Annotated in this window: 15 protein-coding genes and 3 rRNA genes; 15 read left to right on the top strand and 3 right to left on the bottom strand. The window is 62.1% G+C overall.

Annotated elements, in window-relative coordinates:
• The first annotated feature begins 68 nt into the window (after positions 1-68).
• The 4 genes from tyrS (at position 69) to rrf (ending at position 7439) form a co-directional block, all read left to right on the top strand.
• Positions 69-1382 (top strand): tyrosine--tRNA ligase, encoded by a 1314-nt coding sequence (gene tyrS / locus QFZ30_RS12740; RefSeq protein ID WP_307076726.1) that lies wholly within the window; start codon positions 69-71, stop codon positions 1380-1382.
• A gap of 508 nt (positions 1383-1890) precedes the next feature.
• Positions 1891-3414: ribosomal RNA gene (locus QFZ30_RS12735) — 16S ribosomal RNA — on the top strand.
• 558 nt (positions 3415-3972) lie between these two features.
• Positions 3973-7098 (top strand): 23S ribosomal RNA (locus QFZ30_RS12730).
• 224 nt (positions 7099-7322) lie between these two features.
• Positions 7323-7439: ribosomal RNA gene (gene rrf, locus QFZ30_RS12725) — 5S ribosomal RNA — on the top strand.
• The 16S, 23S and 5S rRNA genes sit together here, the layout of an rRNA operon.
• Before the next feature lie 428 nt (positions 7440-7867).
• Here the strand turns inward: rrf and QFZ30_RS12720 are convergent.
• Positions 7868-9118 carry an IS256 family transposase gene (locus tag QFZ30_RS12720; RefSeq protein ID WP_307080234.1) on the bottom strand — a complete coding sequence of 417 codons (1251 nt, stop codon included), beginning with the start codon at positions 9116-9118 and terminating at the stop codon, positions 7868-7870.
• A gap of 322 nt (positions 9119-9440) precedes the next feature.
• On the bottom strand, positions 9441-10448 hold the full coding sequence (locus QFZ30_RS12715; RefSeq protein WP_307076724.1) for a hypothetical protein: 1008 nt from the start codon (positions 10446-10448) through the stop codon (positions 9441-9443).
• On the opposite strand from QFZ30_RS12715, the gene QFZ30_RS12710 reads away from it, so the two are divergent.
• Genes QFZ30_RS12710 through recN form a run of 6 tightly spaced genes read left to right on the top strand, consistent with a single transcriptional unit; the run spans position 10383 to position 16130 of the window.
• Positions 10383-11303 (top strand): hypothetical protein, encoded by a 921-nt coding sequence (locus QFZ30_RS12710; RefSeq protein WP_307076722.1) that lies wholly within the window; start codon positions 10383-10385, stop codon positions 11301-11303. The two genes, QFZ30_RS12715 and QFZ30_RS12710, sit on opposite strands and share 66 nt — an antisense overlap.
• 6 nt (positions 11304-11309) lie before the next feature.
• Complete coding sequence (locus QFZ30_RS12705) at positions 11310-12299, top strand: HAD-IIA family hydrolase (RefSeq protein WP_307076720.1); 990 nt, start codon at positions 11310-11312, stop codon at positions 12297-12299.
• 9 nt (positions 12300-12308) lie between these two features.
• Entirely contained in the window at positions 12309-12533 is a 225-nt protein-coding gene (locus QFZ30_RS12700) for a hypothetical protein (protein ID WP_307076718.1), read from the top strand.
• A 2-nt stretch (positions 12534-12535) separates the two neighbouring features.
• Complete coding sequence (locus tag QFZ30_RS12695) at positions 12536-13348, top strand: TlyA family RNA methyltransferase (protein WP_307076716.1); 813 nt, start codon at positions 12536-12538, stop codon at positions 13346-13348.
• Between the two features lie 13 nt (positions 13349-13361).
• Complete coding sequence (locus QFZ30_RS12690) at positions 13362-14387, top strand: NAD kinase (RefSeq protein ID WP_307076714.1); 1026 nt, start codon at positions 13362-13364, stop codon at positions 14385-14387.
• 3 nt (positions 14388-14390) lie between these two features.
• On the top strand, positions 14391-16130 hold the full coding sequence (recN, locus tag QFZ30_RS12685; protein ID WP_307076712.1) for a DNA repair protein RecN: 1740 nt from the start codon (positions 14391-14393) through the stop codon (positions 16128-16130).
• 26 nt (positions 16131-16156) lie between these two features.
• Here the strand turns inward: recN and QFZ30_RS12680 are convergent, their stop codons facing one another.
• Positions 16157-16684 (bottom strand): DUF2867 domain-containing protein, encoded by a 528-nt coding sequence (locus QFZ30_RS12680; protein WP_307080232.1) that lies wholly within the window; start codon positions 16682-16684, stop codon positions 16157-16159.
• A gap of 84 nt (positions 16685-16768) precedes the next feature.
• On the opposite strand from QFZ30_RS12680, the gene QFZ30_RS12675 reads away from it, so the two are divergent.
• From QFZ30_RS12675 to QFZ30_RS12655, 5 genes are all read left to right on the top strand, one after another.
• Entirely contained in the window at positions 16769-18556 is a 1788-nt protein-coding gene (locus QFZ30_RS12675; protein WP_307076710.1) for a CTP synthase, read from the top strand.
• 25 nt (positions 18557-18581) lie between these two features.
• Positions 18582-19244: an NUDIX domain-containing protein gene (locus tag QFZ30_RS12670; RefSeq protein ID WP_307076708.1), complete on the top strand. Its 663-nt coding sequence runs from the start codon at positions 18582-18584 to the stop codon at positions 19242-19244.
• Between the two features lie 5 nt (positions 19245-19249).
• Positions 19250-20275 (top strand): site-specific tyrosine recombinase XerD, encoded by a 1026-nt coding sequence (xerD, locus tag QFZ30_RS12665; RefSeq protein WP_373462841.1) that lies wholly within the window; start codon positions 19250-19252, stop codon positions 20273-20275.
• Positions 20276-20401: 126 nt separating this feature from the next.
• Positions 20402-20905, top strand: coding sequence for an RNA polymerase sigma factor (locus QFZ30_RS12660; protein WP_307076705.1), 504 nt, complete (start codon positions 20402-20404; stop codon positions 20903-20905).
• Positions 20906-20907: 2 nt separating this feature from the next.
• Positions 20908-21669, top strand: coding sequence for a hypothetical protein (locus QFZ30_RS12655; protein ID WP_307076703.1), 762 nt, complete (start codon positions 20908-20910; stop codon positions 21667-21669).
• The last annotated feature ends 16 nt before the right edge of the window (positions 21670-21685 follow it).

Genomic DNA, 21685 nt, shown 5'->3' with positions numbered 1-21685 from the left:
GCCTGTCGGCTGCCGCCGGTGCCTTCCCTGTGGCGCCGGCGGCAGGCAATCCTGCTAACTTAGAAGTCGTGTCAGAACTCAACGATCTCGAATCCCAGCAGAACGACCCCTCCTTTGCCAACGTCTGGCAGGAGCTCAAATGGCGCGGTCTGGTCCACGTCTCCACTGATGAAGCGGAACTGGAAAAGCTCCTCGCCGGTGAGCCGGTCACCTATTACTGCGGCTTCGACCCCACGGCGCCCAGCCTGCACCTGGGAAACCTCGTCCAGTTGCTGCTGATGCGGAGGCTGCAGCTGGCCGGACACAAGCCGCTGGGCCTCGTGGGCGGATCCACCGGCCTGATCGGTGACCCGCGCCCCACCGCCGAGCGCACCCTGAACACCAAGGACACGGTGACAGAGTGGGTGGGTTACCTGCAGGCGCAGGTCCGCCGGTTCCTGAGCTTCGACGGTGCCAACGCCGCACGCATGGTCAACAACCTCGACTGGACCGCCCCGTTGAGCGCCATTGACTTCCTGCGTGAGATCGGGAAGCACTACCGGGTGGGAACCATGCTCCGCAAGGACGCCGTTGCCTCCCGGCTCAACTCCGAGGAAGGCATCAGCTACACGGAGTTCAGCTACCAGATCCTGCAGGGCATGGACTACCTCCAGCTCTTCCGTGACTACGGCTGTGTCCTCCAGACCGGGGGCTCAGACCAGTGGGGAAACCTCACCAGCGGCACCGAACTGATCCGCAAGGTCGAGGGCAAGACTGTCCATGCCCTGGGCACTCCTTTGATCACGAACTCGGACGGCACCAAGTTCGGTAAGAGTGAAGGCAATGCCATCTGGCTTGATGCAGGGATGTGCAGCCCCTACGCCTTTTACCAGTTCTGGCTCAACACCGCCGACGCCGACGTTGTGGACCGACTCAAGGTCTTTACCTTCCTGAACCGTGCCGAGATTGACGTTCTGGCTGCCGCAGTTGCAGAGCGCCCGTTCGCGCGTGAAGGCCAGCGGAAGCTTGCGTTCGAAGTGACTTCGCTCGTCCATGGCGTCGAGGCCACAGAGAAGGTCATCGCAGCTTCCGCCGCGCTCTTTGGTAACGGGGACCTGTCAGCGTTGGACAAGCAGACCCTTGAAGCGGCTACGTCGGAGCTTCCATCCGCCAGGATCCAGGTGGACGGACTTGGCATCGTGGATCTGCTCGTCGCGTCAGGCTTGTCAGAGAGCAAGTCAGCCGCCCGGAGGACCGTAGGCGAAGGCGGTGCCTACGTGAACAACGAGAAGGTTTCCGATCCGGAGGCTGTGATCTCCGAATCGGAACTGCTCCACGGCCAGTACCTGCTTCTGCGCCGGGGCAAAAAGAACCTGGCGACCGTCGAAGTCCTGGTTCCCTAGAGCCCGTTCACGACCCATTACACGCTCCTCCGCAGCCGATTTGCACGGCCCCGGGGGAGCGTGTAATGTCTTCTGAGTCGCCGCCGGTGAGTGGCGACAAACCCCTTCACTTGAGAAGCAACTGTTCATGTGCTCAGCACGGAAATGAAGAAATGCTTCGCTTTTTGATGGGCGGATTCATTCCACCAAGTGAACATCGGGAAAATAACCCGGATTTGCAAAGTGAATATGAATGAAATAAGCTGGAAACATCGCGGCGAAGAAATGCGAAACAAAAGAATTCATTGATTATGAATTGTTTCGAGAAGTATTCGAATGTGTCTGTTGTTTGAGAACTCAATAGTGTGCCAAGTTTGTTGATACCGGTTTATTTTATATGAATTGGTTGAATTTGCCGGGTCATGCCGCCCCTGTGGTGTGGTCTGGTTTTTACAGCTGGTTTCAAATTTTGCTGCCTGGTTTCCGCGTTTTCCCGTGGTTTCTGGGTGGTGTTCGTTTTTGTTTTACTTCAACGGAGAGTTTGATCCTGGCTCAGGATGAACGCTGGCGGCGTGCTTAACACATGCAAGTCGAACGATGAACCTCACTTGTGGGGGGATTAGTGGCGAACGGGTGAGTAACACGTGAGTAACCTGCCCTTAACTCTGGGATAAGCCTGGGAAACTGGGTCTAATACCGGATATGACTCCTCATCGCATGGTGGGGGGTGGAAAGCTTTTTGTGGTTTTGGATGGACTCGCGGCCTATCAGCTTGTTGGTGAGGTAATGGCTCACCAAGGCGACGACGGGTAGCCGGCCTGAGAGGGTGACCGGCCACACTGGGACTGAGACACGGCCCAGACTCCTACGGGAGGCAGCAGTGGGGAATATTGCACAATGGGCGCAAGCCTGATGCAGCGACGCCGCGTGAGGGATGACGGCCTTCGGGTTGTAAACCTCTTTCAGTAGGGAAGAAGCGAAAGTGACGGTACCTGCAGAAGAAGCGCCGGCTAACTACGTGCCAGCAGCCGCGGTAATACGTAGGGCGCAAGCGTTATCCGGAATTATTGGGCGTAAAGAGCTCGTAGGCGGTTTGTCGCGTCTGCCGTGAAAGTCCGGGGCTCAACTCCGGATCTGCGGTGGGTACGGGCAGACTAGAGTGATGTAGGGGAGACTGGAATTCCTGGTGTAGCGGTGAAATGCGCAGATATCAGGAGGAACACCGATGGCGAAGGCAGGTCTCTGGGCATTAACTGACGCTGAGGAGCGAAAGCATGGGGAGCGAACAGGATTAGATACCCTGGTAGTCCATGCCGTAAACGTTGGGCACTAGGTGTGGGGGACATTCCACGTTTTCCGCGCCGTAGCTAACGCATTAAGTGCCCCGCCTGGGGAGTACGGCCGCAAGGCTAAAACTCAAAGGAATTGACGGGGGCCCGCACAAGCGGCGGAGCATGCGGATTAATTCGATGCAACGCGAAGAACCTTACCAAGGCTTGACATGGACCGGACTGCTGCAGAGATGTGGTTTCCCCTTTGGGGCCGGTTCACAGGTGGTGCATGGTTGTCGTCAGCTCGTGTCGTGAGATGTTGGGTTAAGTCCCGCAACGAGCGCAACCCTCGTTCTATGTTGCCAGCGCGTGATGGCGGGGACTCATAGGAGACTGCCGGGGTCAACTCGGAGGAAGGTGGGGACGACGTCAAATCATCATGCCCCTTATGTCTTGGGCTTCACGCATGCTACAATGGCCGGTACAAAGGGTTGCGATACTGTGAGGTGGAGCTAATCCCAAAAAGCCGGTCTCAGTTCGGATTGGGGTCTGCAACTCGACCCCATGAAGTCGGAGTCGCTAGTAATCGCAGATCAGCAACGCTGCGGTGAATACGTTCCCGGGCCTTGTACACACCGCCCGTCAAGTCACGAAAGTTGGTAACACCCGAAGCCGGTGGCCTAACCCCTTGTGGGAGGGAGCTGTCGAAGGTGGGACTGGCGATTGGGACTAAGTCGTAACAAGGTAGCCGTACCGGAAGGTGCGGCTGGATCACCTCCTTTCTAAGGAGCACCTACAGATGTCTGCCGCGTGTATGCGTTGGTGGGGGTTTGTCAGGAGTATATGCCCGTTGCGCAGGCGATTGTTCTGCGGCGGGTGCTCATGGGTGGAATATCAACAAATAGGTGCCTGGTGGCACGGACCGGTTGTTAGTACGGACGCTTTCTTCCCTTTGGGGTTGGGGGTGTCTTGGAACGGAGCTGGTACGGATTGCTGGGTAGTGTTTGGCACACTGTTGGGTCCTGAGGCAACAGGGCCGGGAGGGGTTCGCAGCTTACGGGTTGTGGGCTGTTTTTCCTGGTGTTTGTTTGTTTCTGGTTTCCTGGCTGCACCGATCATACGGTTTGTCCCCTGTTGTGGGGGTTCGTGTGGGGTGTGTGGTTTGGGGTTGTTGTTTGAGAACTACATAGTGGACGCGAGCATCTTTTATAAGAAGCAATTTCCAAGAATATGAACCTGGATCTGGCTGCGCGTGATGGTGTCGCCCCCTTGGGGGTGGTGTTGTTGGGTGTGGTTGGTTTTCGTGGTTCTCTCGAAAATTAGCGTAATTGATCTTTTGTGGTCAAGTTTTTAAGAGCACACGGTGGATGCCTTGGCATTAGGAGCCGAAGAAGGACGTAGGAATCTGCGATAAGCCTGGGGGAGTCGATAACCGGACTGTGATCCCAGGGTGTCCGAATGGGGAAACCCCGCCAGGGGCGCGAGCTGCCTGGTGACCCGCATCTGAACACATAGGGTGCGTGGAGGGAACGCGGGGAAGTGAAACATCTCAGTACCCGCAGGAAGAGAAAACAATAGTGATTCCGTCAGTAGTGGCGAGCGAACGCGGATCAGGCTAAACCGTTCCATGTGTGATAGCCGGCGGGCGTTGCATGGTCGGGGTTGTGGGACTTTCCGTACTGTCTCTGCCGGGACAGTGAGGTGTGATGTGCAGGCATAGGTGAACGGTCTTGAAAGGCCGGCCAGAGAGGGTGTGAGCCCCGTAACCGAAATGTTGTGTACCGCCTGGGAAGTATCCCAAGTAGCACGGGGCCCGAGAAATCCCGTGCGAATCTGTCAGGACCACCTGATAAGCCTAAATACTCCCTAATGACCGATAGCGGACCAGTACCGTGAGGGAAAGGTGAAAAGTACCCCGGGAGGGGAGTGAAACAGTACCTGAAACCGTGTGCTTACAATCCGTCGGAGCCAGTCTGATTCTGGTGACGGCGTGCCTTTTGAAGAATGAGCCTGCGAGTTAGTGTTACGTCGCGAGGTTAACCCGTGTGGGGAAGCCGTAGCGAAAGCGAGTCTGAATAGGGCGTTGCAGTGGCGTGATCTAGACCCGAAGCGAAGTGATCTACCCATGGCCAGGTTGAAGCGACGGTAAGACGTCGTGGAGGACCGAACCCACTTCAGTTGAAAATGGAGGGGATGAGCTGTGGGTAGGGGTGAAAGGCCAATCAAACTTCGTGATAGCTGGTTCTCCCCGAAATGCATTTAGGTGCAGCGTTGCGTGTTTCTTACCGGAGGTAGAGCTACTGGATGGCTAATGGGCCCTACAAGGTTACTGACGTCAGCCAAACTCCGAATGCCGGTAAGTGAGAGCGCAGCAGTGAGACTGTGGGGGATAAGCTTCATAGTCGAGAGGGAAACAGCCCAGACCACCAACTAAGGCCCCTAAGCGTGTGCTAAGTGGGAAAGGATGTGGAGTTGCGAAGACAACCAGGAGGTTGGCTTAGAAGCAGCCATCCTTAAAAGAGTGCGTAATAGCTCACTGGTCAAGTGATTCCGCGCCGACAATGTAGCGGGGCTCAAGTACACCGCCGAAGTTGTGGCATTCAGATATTTGCTAAGCCCTTGTGGTTCAGGCGTCTGGATGGGTAGGGGAGCGTCGTGTGGGCAGTGAAGTCGCGGTGTAAACCAGCGGTGGAGCCTACACGAGTGAGAATGCAGGCATGAGTAGCGAAAGACGGGTGAGAAACCCGTCCGCCGAATGATCAAGGGTTCCAGGGTCAAGCTAATCTGCCCTGGGTAAGTCGGGACCTAAGGCGAGGCCGACAGGCGTAGTCGATGGACAACGGGTTGATATTCCCGTACCGGCGAAAAACCGTCCATGCTGAACAGGGGATACTAACTGCCCGAGACCTGCCCGATCACCCTTGTGGTGTGAGGGTTTTGGTGGAGCGCGGGACCTGATCCTGGGAGGTAAGCGTATTAACAGGTGTGACGCAGGAAGGTAGCCAAGCCGGGCGATGGTTGTCCCGGTCTAAGGATGTAGGGCGAACGGTAGGCAAATCCGCTGTTCATGATGCCTGAGATCTGATGGGACCCCCTCACGGGGGGATTTGGTGATCCTATGCTGCCGAGAAAAGCATCGACGCGAGGTTTTAGCCGCCCGTACCCCAAACCGACACAGGTGATCAGGTAGAGAATACTAAGGCGATCGAGAGAATTATGGTTAAGGAACTCGGCAAAATGCCCCCGTAACTTCGGGAGAAGGGGGGCCCCAACCTTGAACGGTACTAGCGACCGGGAGGGGATCGGGGCCGCAGAGACCAGGGGGAAGCGACTGTTTACTAAAAACACAGGTCCGTGCGAAGTCGCAAGACGATGTATACGGACTGACTCCTGCCCGGTGCTGGAAGGTTAAGAGGACCGGTTAGCCTCACGGCGAAGCTGAGAATTCAAGCCCCAGTAAACGGCGGTGGTAACTATAACCATCCTAAGGTAGCGAAATTCCTTGTCGGGTAAGTTCCGACCTGCACGAATGGAGTAACGACTTCCCCGCTGTCTCAACCATAAACTCGGCGAAATTGCAGTACGAGTAAAGATGCTCGTTACGCGCAGCAGGACGGAAAGACCCCGAGACCTTTACTATAGTTTGGTATTGGTGTTCGGAGTGGCTTGTGTAGGATAGGTGGGAGACGTTGAAGCCCGGACGCCAGTTCGGGTGGAGTCATCGTTGAAATACCACTCTGGTCACTTTGGACATCTAACTTCGGCCCGTAATCCGGGTCAGGGACAGTGCCTGATGGGTAGTTTAACTGGGGCGGTTGCCTCCTAAAAAGTAACGGAGGCGCCCAAAGGTTCCCTCAGCCTGGTTGGCAATCAGGTGTCGAGTGTAAGTGCACAAGGGAGCTTGACTGTGAGAGAGACATCTCGAGCAGGGACGAAAGTCGGGACTAGTGATCCGGCGGTACATTGTGGAATGGCCGTCGCTCAACGGATAAAAGGTACCTCGGGGATAACAGGCTGATCTTGCCCAAGAGTCCATATCGACGGCATGGTTTGGCACCTCGATGTCGGCTCGTCGCATCCTGGGGCTGGAGTAGGTCCCAAGGGTTGGGCTGTTCGCCCATTAAAGCGGTACGCGAGCTGGGTTTAGAACGTCGTGAGACAGTTCGGTCCCTATCCGCTGCGCGCGCAGGAAATTTGAGAAGGGCTGTCCTTAGTACGAGAGGACCGGGACGGACGAACCTCTGGTGTGTCAGTTGTACTGCCAAGTGCACCGCTGATTAGCTACGTTCGGATGGGATAACCGCTGAAAGCATCTAAGCGGGAAGCTCGCTTCGAGATGAGATTTCCATACACCTTGTGTGTGAGAGGCCCCCAGCCAGACCACTGGGTTGATAGGCCGGATGTGGAAGCGAGGACTAACGACTCGTGAAGCTGACCGGTACTAATAGGCCGATAACTTACACCACACACCACCCCTGTAAACCCATTCAAAAGGGGTTTACACCCAGGGGCGGTAAAAAGATAACAAGACTGCTTGCGTCCACTATGTGGTTCCCAACCAACAAACCCGTTGCTTGAGAACACAACTGAATAAACAACACCACACCCGCACCACACAAGCTGCGGGGACAGGTTGTAACCAGACTTCCCACACCACCCCCACACCGGGGCGCGTGCCGGGTACAAGGGTTACGGCGGTCATAGCGTGGGGGAAACGCCCGGTCCCATTCCGAACCCGGAAGCTAAGACCCACAGCGCCGATGGTACTGCACCCGGGAGGGTGTGGGAGAGTAGGTCACCGCCGGACACACATTAAGGCTCAGGCCCCAACCACAGGTTGGGGCCTGACCCATTTAAAAAACCCCAAACCCCCTCTCACCTCCAGCAAAAGACCACGCACCCCTCTCTCAGTTCCTGCAGAAGACCACGCAACGCTCTCTCAGTTCCTGCAGAAGAACAGGCAACGCTCTCTCAGTTCCTGCAGAAGAACAGGCAACGCTCTCTCAGTTCCTGCAGAAGAACAGGCAACGCTCTCTCAGTTCCTGCAGAAGAACAGGCAACCCTCCCCCAAACCCTGCAGCAAACCGGCCCGGCCCCTTGCCCCCACACCCCGGCACCGCCGTCGCACCCAGAAATGCGAGAGCGTCACCCAAAACCCCGCAGCAAATGCGAGAGCGTCACCCAAAACCCCGCGGGACTGTCCGATAAACGGTGTGTGGGTCCGGCCGGTTTTCATTAGTGAGTGGTTCTTTCGAACCGACCGGCGAAGGTAATCGCGAACGCGTTCAGCGCAGGCTTCCACCTCATTACCCAGCGTGCCCGGCCGCCGCCGGTTGGATCAAGAGATCTGGTGACCAGATACAGGCATTTCAGGGCCGCGGCCTCGTTCGGAAAGTGCCCGCGGGCCCTCACAGCCCTTCTGTAGCGGGCGTTGATCGACTCGATCGCGTTCGTTGTGCAGATCACCCGGCGGATCTCCACGTCGTACTCCAGGAATGGCACGAACTCAGCCCAGGAGGACTCCCAGAGCCGCACGATTGCCGGATATCGCTGGCCCCATTCGGCCGTGAACTCGGCGAACCGGTCCTTCGCCGCCTGCTCTGACGGGGCCGTGTAGACGGGCTTGAGCGCCTTGACGATGCCGTCGCGGTGCTGGCGTCCGGCGTAGCGGAAGCTGTTGCGTATCAGGTGCACGACGCACTGCTGCACCACCGTTCGCTCCCACGTGGTCGTGATCGCCTCCGGCAGGCCTTTGAGCCCGTCAAAGACGGCGATCAACACATCTTCAACGCCCCGGTTCTTCAGCTCGGAGAAGACCTGCAGCCAGAACCGTGCACCCTCGCCGCCGTCGCCTGCCCAGATGCCCAGGATCTCCCGCTCACCACTTGTGGTGACCCCCATGACGACATAGAACGGGGTGTTGCGCACCTGCCCGTCACGGACCTTGACCACGACCGCGTCAACGAAGAGCACCGGGTAGATCGGATCCAAAGGCCGGGCCGACCATTGGGCCAGTTCCCCGGCGACCTTCTCCGTGATGCGGCTGATGGTGTCTTTGGAGACCTTGGCCCCGTAGACCTCTTCGAAGTGCGCGGCGATTTCCCCCGTGGTCAGCCCCCGGGCGGACAGCGAGAGCACGATCTGGTCGATTCCGTCCAGACGCCGTTTCCGTTTGGGCACGATCACCGGCTCGAACGAGCCGTCCCGATCCCGGGGCACCTCGATCTCGACCGGGCCGATCTCGGTCAGCACGGTCTTTGACCTGGTGCCGTTGCGCATGTTGGCTGCGATCGGTCTCTGGCCATGCTCGTGCCCGAGGTGCTCGGTCAGCTCCGCTTCCAGCGCGGTCTCCAGCACATTCCTCGTGAGCTGGTTCAGCAGCCCACCCGGGCCTACCAGGCTCACACCCTGTTCCTTGGCCTGCGCGAGCAACCGCTCCGCAAGCTCCTTCTGATCGATGATCTCTCCCGTCACAGGATCGATCATCACCCCTGTCATCTCGGTCGTGGAATCTGACACGGCCATCTCCTTTCGGATCAGGCCGGACCCCACACACCGTTATTCAGACAGTCCCAACCCCGCAGCAAATGCGAGAGCGTCACCCCAAAACGTGCAGCAAGTGAGAGAGCGTTTGGCCTGGAGTGTGAAGATTCCCACGACTGCGGCCTCAATGGGCATCTCTGTCCCTCGTGGATGGGGCTCTCGCCTAGAATTGATTGAGATGTACGGACTTCGAAGCGCTTGATTTCGGGTTGCGTAGTAAAACGAAACACGGATACGAGCGGCTGCGATTGCGCCAGTGGTCGGCTCACAACAGGAGGAATCCCACATGGCTGAGCACAATGGCGGCAACCGCGACGGAAAAGACCGCGGCCCTTTCCGCGGCACGAACAACTCGGGCGGAGAACCCCGAGGATTCCGTTCGAAGGAGAACCGCGACAGCGCCGATGGTCCACGCCGCGCTCCGGGTTCCGGTGAGCGGAAGCCTTACAGCGGCGGCGGTGCCGGTGGTGAGCGGAAGCCTTTCGGTGACCCGGACCGTAAACCTCCTTACGGTGACCGTGAGAACAAGCCATATGGTGATCGTCCGCGTCGTGATGGTGACGGCGAACGCCGCAGTTTCGGTTCCGGTGAGCGGAAGCCCTACAGCGGCGGCGGTTCCGGTGAGCGGAAGCCCTACAGCGGTGCCGGTGGTGAGCGCAAGCCCTTCGGTGACCGCGACCGTAAGCCTCCCTTCGGCGACCGCGACCGTAAACCTCCTTACGGTGACCGTGAGAAAAAGCCTTATGGTGATCGTCCGCGTCGTGAAGGTGACGGCGAACGCCGCAGTTTCGGTTCCGGTGAGCGGAAGCCCTACAGCGGTGGCGGTTCCGGTGAGCGGAAGCCCTACAGCGGCGGTGAGCGGAAGCCTTATGGCGACCGGGAGAACAAGCCTTATGGTGATCGTCCGCGTCGTGAAGGTGACAGCGAACGCCGCAGCTTCTCCGGCGGCGGCAACCGGAAGCCGTTTGGCGACCGCCAGGACAGGGCACCGCGGAGCTTCGACCGTGGCGACTCCGGTCCCCGCCAGTTCGGCCGGGACCGTCCGGAAGACCGTCCGGCCCGTGTTCCGAACGCCCGCGATCTCCGCAGCGCCAACCGACCTGACCGCGAACGCTCCCCTGAGATCGATGAAGACGTCACGGGCAAGGAGCTTGACCGCGCCACGCAGCACCAGATCAAGACCCTCGAAGACAAGAGTGCCGAGTGGGTGGCCCGCCACCTGGTGATGGCCGGCCGGCTGATCGACGACGAGCCGGAGCTTGCCTTCCAGCATGCCCTTGCTGCCAGCCGGCGAGGCGGCAGGCTTGCCGCAGTCCGCGAAGCGGTGGGCCTGACAGCCTATGCCGCAGGACATTACGGCGAAGCACTGAGGGAATTCCGGACATACCGCCGGATCAGCGGCTCAAACGTCCACTTGCCAGTGATGGCGGACTGCGAACGCGGCCTCGGCCGGCCGGACCGCGCCCTTGACGTAGTGCGCTCCGAGGAAGCCAAGGACCTGGATGCACCGGGCAAGGCCGAGCTGGCCATTGTGGCGGCCGGAGCACGCACCGACCTTGGCCAGTTGGACGCGGCCGTGGCAGAACTGGAAATCACGCAGCTGGACATCAACCGGGCCTTTTCTTACAGCCCCAGGCTTTTCCGTGCCTATGCCAATGCCCTCTCTGCAGTAGGGCGTGAGGCTGAAGCAGCCAAGTGGCAGAAGCAGGCCGTGGTGGCTGAAAACGCTTTGGGCCTGGGTGTGGACGAAGAACCGGACATCGTCGACCTGGGCTGGGATGAGGAAGAGGAAGCCCGCGAGGAAGCGCAGCGCCGCCGTCTTCTCGACCGGGCCGCCGGAGGCACTGAATCAAACACTCCCACCGCGGCGGCCGTCAGCACCGAAGCTGCCGCACAAGGCACAGCTCCGGAGCCCAGCGGAAGCGTGGACGCAGCCATTGATGATGCGGAATCCGACTACTTTGAGTCGGACGACGCAGAGTCGGATGAGGACTCCGTGGAAGCCGACGAAATCGAAGTTGATGAAACGGAAGTTAACATATCGGAAGCCGGGGAGTCGGACTCCGGCGAGGGTTCACACAGCGAAGACCCGGCCGCAGGGGATCACTCCGAGACCCGGGAAGACTAGTTCCTCATGGCTGCCGTTCCTCTGATTTCGCTGTTTGACGCCCTGCTGGCGGACCTGGACGGGGTGGTCTATGCCGGCCCGCACGCAATTCCTGGGGCCGTGGATTCCCTTCAGCAACTGGCTGGGCTGGGCGTGGGCCTGGGATATGTCACCAACAATGCCTCCCGTACTCCGGCGCAGGTTGCTGCCCATCTCCGGGAGCTGGGCGCACCAGCCGAAGACCGTCAGGTGGTCAGTTCGTCGCAGGCCGCGGCGGAGTTGCTCGCTTCGCTGCTGCCCCCCGGCTCCCGTGTCATGATCACTGGCAGCCCGGCACTGGCCCAGGAGATTGAACTGGTGGGCCTTACTCCGGTCCGAAGCCAGGACGAGGATCCGGTGGCTGTGGTCCAGGGTTTCAATCCGGGTATCGGCTGGAAGGACCTTGCCGAGGCCTCCTACGTTGTTGCGGCCGGAGCACTCTGGGTGGCCACGAATACGGACATGTCCATTCCGCAGGCACGCGGCATCGCTCCCGGTAACGGCACCCTGGTGGCCGCCGTCGCGGCAGCCACCGGCCGGACACCGCGGGTTGCCGGAAAGCCTGAGGCTCCGCTGTTCCATGCTGCCGCCAAGCGCCTTGCCGCCGAGCGCCCACTGGTGGTGGGCGATCGGCTGGACACCGACATCCTGGGCGGCAACAACGCCGGCTTCGCGACAGTGGCTGTCTTGACCGGCGTCGACACGAGGGAAACCATCCTGGCCGCGCGCACGGCCGAACGGCCCAACTATGTGATTGGCTCGCTCACCGACCTTCACCGCCCGTACCCTGCAGTTGACCATACCGACGGCGTCTACCGCTGCGGCGCCGCCAGCGCCGTGGTCAGTGGGGATACCGTCAGCGTCCATGGCCACGTGGACGACCTGGACTCCTGGCGGGCCGCGTTCGCCGCCTGGTGGGCGGCCACCCCGGAAACCGCAGAGGCCCGTGCGCCGAGGCTCGAGTGGCTGGGTCATTAGACTGGTGCCATGACTGAGCTGAACGAAGAGCATGAAGCAGCCCAGCCGACTCCGGAATGGCCAGAAACACCGGCGGACGACATCGGGGATGCGTCCGTGGAGGCCATCGTGGCCACGCTGGATGGTCTCAGGACCATGCCGGTGGCAGAGCACGAGGCCGTCTACGGTGAACTTCATGATGCCCTGCTCGAATCGTTGAATGAGGACGCCCCGTCCGGGAACGGTGGAGCCTGACCATGGCACGACTCGACCAGGCACTCGTTGCCCGCGGTCTGGCAAGGTCGCGCACCCATGCCGCCGCGCTGATCGCCGAAGGCCGGGTGAGCTCCGCTGGGCAGCTGCTGTCCAAGGCGTCGCTCCAGGTACCGGATGGCAGGGAACTGGCGGTGCAGCAAAGCGAGCAGGACAGCTACGTGAGCCGGGCCGGCCACAAACTTGCCGGCGCGCTGGACGCCTTTCCCGCGATCACGGTTGAGGGCAAGAGGTGCCTTGACGCCGGAGCGTCCACCGGCGGCTTCACCGAGGTGCTCCTGAGGCGCGGCGCGGCACACGTGGTGGCTGTCGACGTCGGGCACGGACAACTGGTGCCCCAGCTCAGAAGCGAACCCCGCGTGGCAGTACACGAGGGACTCAACGTACGCTACATGTCCCCGGAAGACATCGGCGGACAGGCAACGCTGACCGTCGCCGATCTCTCCTTCATTTCGCTGACACTGGTGGTCCTGCCGCTGGCCCTGTGCACCGAGCCGGGTGGGGACCTGGTGCTGATGGTGAAGCCCCAGTTCGAGATCGGTAAGGACCGCCTCGGCCGCACCGGGGTGGTGAATTCGGAGCGCGAACGCCGGATGGCGGTGGAGAAAGTCGCCAATGCGGCCCTCGACGCCGGACTCGACTTATGCGGCCTGGCGGCGAGTCCGTTGCCGGGCCAGGACGGAAACGTCGAATACTTCCTGTGGATAAAGCGCAGGATCACCCAAGACTTGCCTAAGATCGAAGAGCGAGACGCAGCCATTGCTGGGTTGCTTGGACGTATCTGGCCGAACCACTAGAAAGCGGAACCCGATGAGCAGGCGAGTATTGGTCCTTGCCCACACTGGCCGCGAGGAGTCACTGAAGGCCGCCTGGGAAGCCTGTGCCCAGCTGCAAGCCTCGGGAATTGTGCCGGTGATGCAGGAGTCCGAACACGGTGACATGGAACGCTTCTTCGGACACCTGGCCCAGCCCGTGGAAATCCTGCACGATCATGTGCAGTTGCCTGACGTTGAACTGGTCATGGTCCTGGGCGGCGACGGCACCATCCTGCGTGCGGCAGAGCTGGTGCGGGATGTGGACGTGCCCCTGTTGGGCGTCAACCTCGGCCATGTGGGCTTCCTCGCCGAGAGCGAGCGGGCCGACCTTGCGCAGACCGTCGAATGGATTGCACGCCGCGACTACACGGTGGAAGAACGCATGACCATCGACGTCCAGGTCTGGGTCCGGGGCCAGAAGATCTGGCACACCTGGGCCCTGAACGAGGCTGCGATCGAAAAAGGCAACCGCGAACGGATGCTCGAGGTTGTCACGGAAGTGGATGAGCGCCCGCTGACCTCGTTTGGCTGTGACGGCGTGGTGCTTGCGACCCCCACCGGCTCCACTGCCTATGCATTCTCGGCGGGCGGGCCGGTGGTCTGGCCTGAGGTCGAAGCACTGGTTATCGTCCCCATCAGCGCCCACGCGCTCTTCGCCAAACCCCTGGTGGTGTCCCCGCGGTCGCGGCTGGCCGTGGAGGTCCTCAACCGGACCGATGCCCAGGGTGTGCTGTGGTGCGACGGCCGGCGCTCGGTGGACCTGCCGCCGGGCTCCCGCGTGGAAGTGACAAAGTCCGCCACACCGGTCCGTTTGGCACGAACCCACCAGACGCCCTTTTCCGCCAGGTTGGTCCGCAAGTTCGAGCTCCCCATCCACGGTTGGCGGGGCCCCGTTCCCCAGGCGGAAGCGATCCACACAGGGCCCATCCCGATCGTCAGGACGCCCCGGCCCATGCCGCCTCTCCAGGTCTCCCACGGGGACAGGCCTGATGAAGAATCCGATCCGTCAACCGCAAAGTGAATCATGCTTGAAGAACTGAGAATCCGCGATCTGGGTGTCATCGCTGACGCCACTCTGCCGCTGGGCGCCGGGCTTAGCGTGGTGACCGGCGAAACCGGCGCAGGAAAAACGATGGTGGTCACCGCCGTCGGACTCCTGCTCGGCGCCAGGTCCGACGCCGGCGCGGTCCGGACTGGCGCCAAGAGCGCCACGGCGGAGGCTGTCCTCAAACTGGAATCCGGCCATCCGGCTGTTGCGCGTGCGCTGGATGCCGGCGCTGATGTGGAGGAGTTCGACGGCGGCGCTGAACTTATCCTCGCCCGGCGCCTGGGCGCGGACGGCCGCAGCCGTGCGTTCCTTGGGGGGCGCGCCGCTCCCGTGGGTGTCCTTGCGGAGATCGGCGAAACCCTTGTGGTGGTCCATGGCCAGTCGGACCAGATCCGGCTGAAGGGTGCCATCGCCCAGCGGGGTGCCCTGGACAAGTTTGCCGGTGACGCCCTCACTGCTCCTCTGGGCACCTACCAGGCCCTGTACAGCCATTGGAAGTCAATCCAAGCCGAGCTGGACACCCTGCGCAATGCCGCCCGCGACAGGCTCCGTGAAGCAGAGTCGCTGGAGATCGCACTGGCAGAGATCGATGGGGTGGATCCGCAGCCGGGGGAGGACGAGTCACTCAAGGCCGAGGCCGTGAAACTGGCCAACGTGGAAGAACTGAGGATTGCGGCAAACACCGCGCACCAGGCGCTCATCGCCGAGGATTTCGCTGACGAGGGGGACGCCACCACGCTGGTGGACGTGGCCAAACGGACCCTGGAGCATGTGGCGGAGCACGACGCCGAACTCGGAGCGGCAGCCGCCCGCTTGGCGGAGGTGGGCTTCCTGCTGAACGATGTCGCCACGGAACTGGCGAGCTACCAGGCGGGGCTGGATTCAGAGGGGCCGGAGAGGCTCGCTGAGATCGAGGACCGGCGGGCTGCCTTGGCCAAGCTGGTCCGCAAATATGCCCCCAGCATCGACGAGGTCCTGGTCTGGGCAGAGAACGCGCGCGTCCGGTTCGATGAACTGCAGGACGACTCCACCCGGATCGAGGCGCTGGACGCGGAAGTTGCCCGGACCGAGGCCGAGCTGATGAAACAGGCCGCCACCATCAGCAAGATCAGGGGCAAGGCCGCCAAGGACCTGTCGGCGCGCGTCAGCGCGGAGCTGAAGGCCCTGGCCATGGCGGACGCCACCCTGGTGATCACCTTGGAGGCGGGCGCCCAGCTCATGCCGCATGGCGCGGACGAGATCTCTTTCCTGCTCCAGCCGCACGCCGGCGCTCCGGCCCGTCCGCTGGGCAAAGGCGCCTCAGGCGGTGAACTGTCCCGTGTGATGCTGGCCATCGAAGTGGTGCTCGCCGCAGTGGATCCGGTGCCCACCTTTGTGTTCGACGAAGTGGACGCCGGCGTGGGCGGCCGGGCCGCCGTCGAGATCGGCCGCCGGCTGGCCATGCTGGCGCAGCACGTGCAGGTCCTGGTGGTCACCCACCTTCCGCAGGTGGCCGCCTTCGCGGACCAGCACATCACGGTCACCAAAACATCGGTCAGGGGGACTGACGGCGGGACCGCCACCGGATTCACCTCCAGCGACGTGCGGCTCCTCGACGGCCCCGAGAGGGTCCGGGAACTCGCCCGGATGCTGGCCGGCCAGGAGGATTCCGAATCGGCGCAGGCCCATGCGCAGGAACTGCTCGACGACGCAAAGCTGCTGCCGCAGAGGGCCTGACGGCTCTCTTCCTTCAGGCCTGGGGCTTAGGCGCCAGCCGTCAGGCGGCGGATGGCGCGTGCCATCATGGCGTGCACCACCAGCGGGTGCAGCAGCCGGACGGGACCGAAATACAGCCGCCCCCTCCAGCCCTTCAGCCGTACGGTGGTGGTGACCCGGAGGAGCCGGGCACCGGCGTCGTACGCCACTCCGCAGCGGAAATCCAGGTGCGTATCGTCGGCGCTGATCAGGGCTTCCTCGCCGCGGACTTTCGAGACGGCGAAGACACCGGCAGGAGCCCTGTGAATGCCGACCAGCCCGACAACTGCCTGCCGCAACCCCAGCAGGGCCGTCACCCAGCCCGGCATGGACTTCAGTGAGAAAATCGTTTCGGCCCAGACCGTTGGGTCCACCGGGCATTCCTGCTGTCCGGCAGGGAGGACTGGGAGGACAATCACATCGGCGTACTCCGGCACCGGAATGGACTCGAGCGCCAGCGACCGGAAGACCGGGGACTTCCCTTCGTGGGTGCCCCGGGGCAGGCGTGCTGACGGGTTTTGCGGTTCCGGATGCATGGTCACCCCTTGATCCTATGGCCGTCCTCCCTGCACACTGGATCATTTGGGGAACAGTTTCCCGATCCGTGGAAGGCTCATTTGATGATAGGCTCGAATTCCGTGGTGCAGCGATCAAATTCCCGTGTAAATTCCCGGTTCCCGGGCTCGTCCAAGACGACCAAACACATCTTCGTCACAGGTGGTGTAGCGTCCTCGCTCGGTAAGGGACTGACGGCTTCGAGCCTCGGTCACCTCCTGCGGGCACGCGGTTTGTCTGTAACTATGCAGAAGCTCGATCCGTACCTGAACGTGGATCCGGGCACGATGAACCCCTTCCAGCACGGTGAAGTCTTCGTCACTGACGACGGCGCCGAGACGGACCTGGACATCGGACACTACGAGCGCTTCCTCGACGAGAACCTCGAGGGATCGGCGAATGTGACCACCGGCCAAATCTATTCCACCGTCATCGCTAAGGAACGCCGCGGCGAATACCTCGGCGACACCGTCCAGGTAATTCCGCACATCACGGATGAAATCAAGCGCCGGATGCGGCTCCCCGCCGAGGTCAAGAATGCGCCGGACGTCATCATCACCGAGATTGGCGGCACTGTAGGCGACATCGAGTCCCAGCCGTTCCTCGAATCGGCACGCCAGGTCCGCCAGGACATAGGCCGCGGCAACGTCTTCTTCCTCCACGTCTCGCTGGTGCCGTACATCGGGCCCTCACAGGAGCTGAAGACCAAGCCGACTCAGCACTCCGTGGCCGCCCTGCGCTCCATCGGCATCCAGCCGGAAGCCATCGTGATCCGCTCGGACCGTGAAGTCCCCGACGCCATGCGCGAAAAGATCGGCCGCATGTGCGACGTTGACGTCGACGCCGTGGTGAACGCCGCCGACGCGCCCAGCATCTACGACATCCCCAAGACCCTTCATTCCCAGGGCCTGGATTCCTACATCGTCCGTGCCTTGGATCTCCCGTTCAAGGACGTTGACTGGACCAGCTGGGACAAGCTCCTCGAAGCAGTCCACAACCCCAAGCACCACGTCGAAATCGCTCTGGTGGGCAAGTACATCGACCTTCCGGACGCCTACCTCTCCGTGACCGAAGCGTTGCGGGCCGGGGGCTTTGCCAACGACACCAAGGTCAAGATCCGCTGGGTGCCGTCGGATGAGTGCGAAACCCACGAGGGGGCCGTTGACTCCCTGGGGGGCGTGGACGCCATCTGCGTCCCGGGCGGCTTCGGAATCCGCGGGCTCGAAGGGAAACTCGGCGCGCTCAAGTTCGCGCGCGAAACCAAACTCCCCGTCCTGGGCCTGTGCCTGGGACTCCAGTGCATGGTGATCGAATACGCCAGGAACGTGGTTGGCCTGGAAGGCGCCTCCTCCAGCGAGTTCGAACCTGACTCCAAGTACCCGGTGATTGCCACCATGGAGGAGCAGCTGGACATCGTTGAGGGCAAGGGCGATCTGGGCGGCACCATGCGCCTGGGCCTGTACGAGGCCAAGCTCGACGCCGGCTCGGTGATCGCAGAGACTTACGGAAAGACCACTGTCAGCGAACGCCACCGTCACCGCTACGAAGTCAACAACAAGTACCGCGAGCAGATTGCAGCCAAGGGTCTGGTCTTCTCGGGAACGTCGCCGGACGGCAAGCTCGTGGAATACGTCGAGCTTCCCCGGGAGGTCCACCCGTACTACGTGGCAACCCAGGCCCACCCCGAGCTGAGCTCGCGCCCCACCCGGCCGCATCCGCTCTTCTCAGGCCTGGTCAAGGCGGCGCTGGCACATCAAAAAGGGCCGGACTTCTCCGCTGCCGCCGCGCCGGACGCCGCGCCGGACACTGAAGCGCCTGCAGCCGGGCCGTCGCGTACGGTTGCCGCTAAGTAGTTACGAACCACCAAAGGACGGCGCGATGCCCGGTAAGTCTGAAACCACCCATGCTGCACGGCAGGTTTCGGATGCACCGAGCCCTCGCCGTCTTTTGTCCACCGAGAAGGTCTACGAAGGCCGGATCTGGGATGTGGTCAGCGACAGCTTCCAGCTGAACGAGACCGGCGACGCCCTGACCCGTGATTACATCGATCATCCCGGTGCTGTGGCTGTCCTGCCGATGAACGACGCCGGCGAGATCCTTCTGCTCAAGCAATACCGGCATCCTGTCGGCATGGACCTCTGGGAGATCCCCGCGGGCCTGCTGGATGTGCAGGGCGAGGATTTTGTGGCCGGCGCTGCCCGGGAGCTTGCCGAGGAGGCGGACCTGGCGGCCGGGACCTGGAACGTCCTGGCCGATTTCTTCAATTCGCCCGGTTCCTCCAGCGAGGCCATCAGGATCTACCTTGCCCGTGACGTCAGCGACGTACCGCATCATGACCGCCACGAGCGGACGGATGAGGAAGCAGAGATCGAACTCCACTGGATAGCCCTGGACGAAGCTGTGGCCGCAGTCCTGCAAGGCCGGCTGCACAACCCGTCCGCCGTCGTCGGAATCCTTGCGGCCGCCGCAGCGAGGGCGGACGGCTTTGCCGGACTGCGCCCCGCAGACGCACCCTGGCCCGCCCACCCCAGCCAGCGTTGACGCCGGTGAGCACGTCTGCGGAAACCAGCCCACCCGCTGAAGCGCCGGCCGCAACACCGGCCGCTGCGGAACCTGCCACGGCGCAGCCCCGGCCCCTGACTGCCATAGATCGCGCCATCACCGAATATCTGCAGCACATGGGCGTCGAACGGGGATTGGCACTTAACACGCTCTCCGCCTACCGCCGGGACCTCATGCGGTACTCCCGCTACCTGGCGACGGCCGGCTGCCGGCGCCCGGACCAGATTACCCGGCATCACGTGACCGGGTACGTCCAGGCCCTCTCCGACGGTTCCGACGGCGGCACGGCCTTGGGTGTGAGGTCGGCGGCCAGGACGGTGGTGGCGGTCCGCGGACTGCACAAGTTCTGGGCCCTCGAAGGACTGACAACCACGGACCCGGCCAGCGACGTCCATCCGCCCATGCCCGGCAAGAGGCTGCCCAAGGCAATCAGCGTGGACGAAGTAACCCGAATCCTCGAAGCTGCCGCCACGGACACGGCGACAGGCCTGCGTGACCGTGCCCTGTTGGAATTCCTGTACTCCACAGGGGCACGGATCAGCGAGGCAGTGGGTCTGGACGTCGACGACATCTCGCTGCAGGAGGCCGAGGCCGGCCCCGCCATCGTCCGCCTTTTCGGGAAGGGATCCAAGGAGCGGCTGGTGCCGCTGGGGTCTTACGGGGCGAGGGCCCTCGACGCTTACCTGGTGCGTGGCCGTCCGCTGCTGGCAGCGAAGGGCAAGGGCACCCCGGCGCTTTTCCTGAATGCCCGGGGCGGAAGGATCAGCCGCCAGAGCGCGTGGACCATCCTTAAGGCCGCAGCGGACAAGGCCAACATCAGCAAGGCTGTTTCGCCCCACACGCTGCGGCACTCCTTCGCCACCCACCTGCTGGAAGGCGGTGCGGACGTCCGCGTGGTCCAGGAACTCCTGGGCCATGCATCCGTGACCACCACGCAGGTCTACACGCTGGTCACCGCTGATACGCTGCGCGAAATCTATGCCGCCGCCCACCCCCGGGCGCTGGGCTGACAGCCGGGTTTACACCCCCGTTTCCCGGTCCGGGCGAAAAATATCTTTGCCCGGGTGTAAGAAACAGGGCTGCACTGGACACTTATTGGTTAAGAACCTATGTCATCCGATGCCGGGGGGAACACCATGTTGGCAGCCAGTGAACATGACTTTATTGACCTGCACACTCAGCATTTCACGCGCGTGTACCGCTACATTGCCTACCGCATCAACGACCTGCCCCGCGCCGAGGAACTGGCGGCGGACGTCTTCAGGATCGCCTGGGAGAAGCAGCTGGCGGAACCGCCAGGCATAGGCTGGCTGCTCGCGACTGCCCGGAAGGTGCTCAGCAATGAGTACAAGGGCCGCCGTCGTCGCCTCGAACTCATCGATCGCCTGCAGGACCAGGCCCGCAGCCAGGCTCCTGGCTCCAACGATGAAGAGCAGGCCGCCGTGGCCGATGTCCTGCTGCGGCTCAACGAGCGGGACCGGGAGGTTCTTATGCTCACCTACTGGGACGGTCTGACCACCGCCGAACTGGCCCAGACACTCGGGTGTTCCCCCTCTGCCGCCGCCGTCCGCCTTCATCGGGCACGCCGGGCATTTGCCAACGTGGCCCCTGCACAACTTATGACCGAACGGAAGGGCTAGCCATGGACCGGATCGAACAGCTCATGAAGGATGCCAAACCACAGGTGGCTGAACCACGGACCGCTTCGGCAGCCGCCGCCGCGCGCTCCATCGTCTATTCTGACGACCCCAATGTGGTGCCCCTGTCAGTGCACAGATCCGCTCGCCGAACGGCGGTCCGCACTGCAGTCGTCGCCCTTGCGGCAGCCGCAGTGGTTGGCGGCGTCGTTGTGGCCGGCGGAATGGGGGCACCGCAGCCGGCGCCCGCGCCCGCAGGCACCACCGAAGCCACCCCATCCCCGAGTGCCAGCACCACCGAAGCCGCGCCCACCCCGTCGGCCAGTCCGTCCGCCACAACACCAGCTGTCCTGACCACCGGCGGCGTCCCATGCATCGTGGCCAACATTGACCAGCTCATGAATACACCGGCGCGCGCCATTGAGCCGATTGCCGAAACGGAGCAGCACTATTACACCGTGCTTGGCTGCGCCGATGGCTGGCTGGCCTACTCGATTTCCGACGACGGTGCCAGGGCCCTTCAGCTCGACGGGGGAAACGCCTGGTATCAGATCGCCAGGCTGCAGAACGGCCGTTTCCTCTTCGACGTGCAGGCGCCGTGGTCCACAGTTTTCAACTGGAAATTCCAGGCCTTGAACAACGACGTCTCGCAGAACGGTCAACGGGTGACTGCTCAGGAAGCGATGGACCAGGAATTCGCTCAGAAAGGGATCCCTGTTGAGCTCCGGCCCCAACTTGTTGGAGAAGGCCCGGCCGACGCCTCCTGAGCAAGGATTCCGCCGG

The organism is Arthrobacter pascens, assembly GCF_030815585.1.
In the GTDB taxonomy this organism is placed as follows: Bacteria; Actinomycetota; Actinomycetes; order Actinomycetales; family Micrococcaceae; genus Arthrobacter; species Arthrobacter pascens_A.
This window is presented reverse-complemented; position numbering and strand designations above follow the sequence as displayed.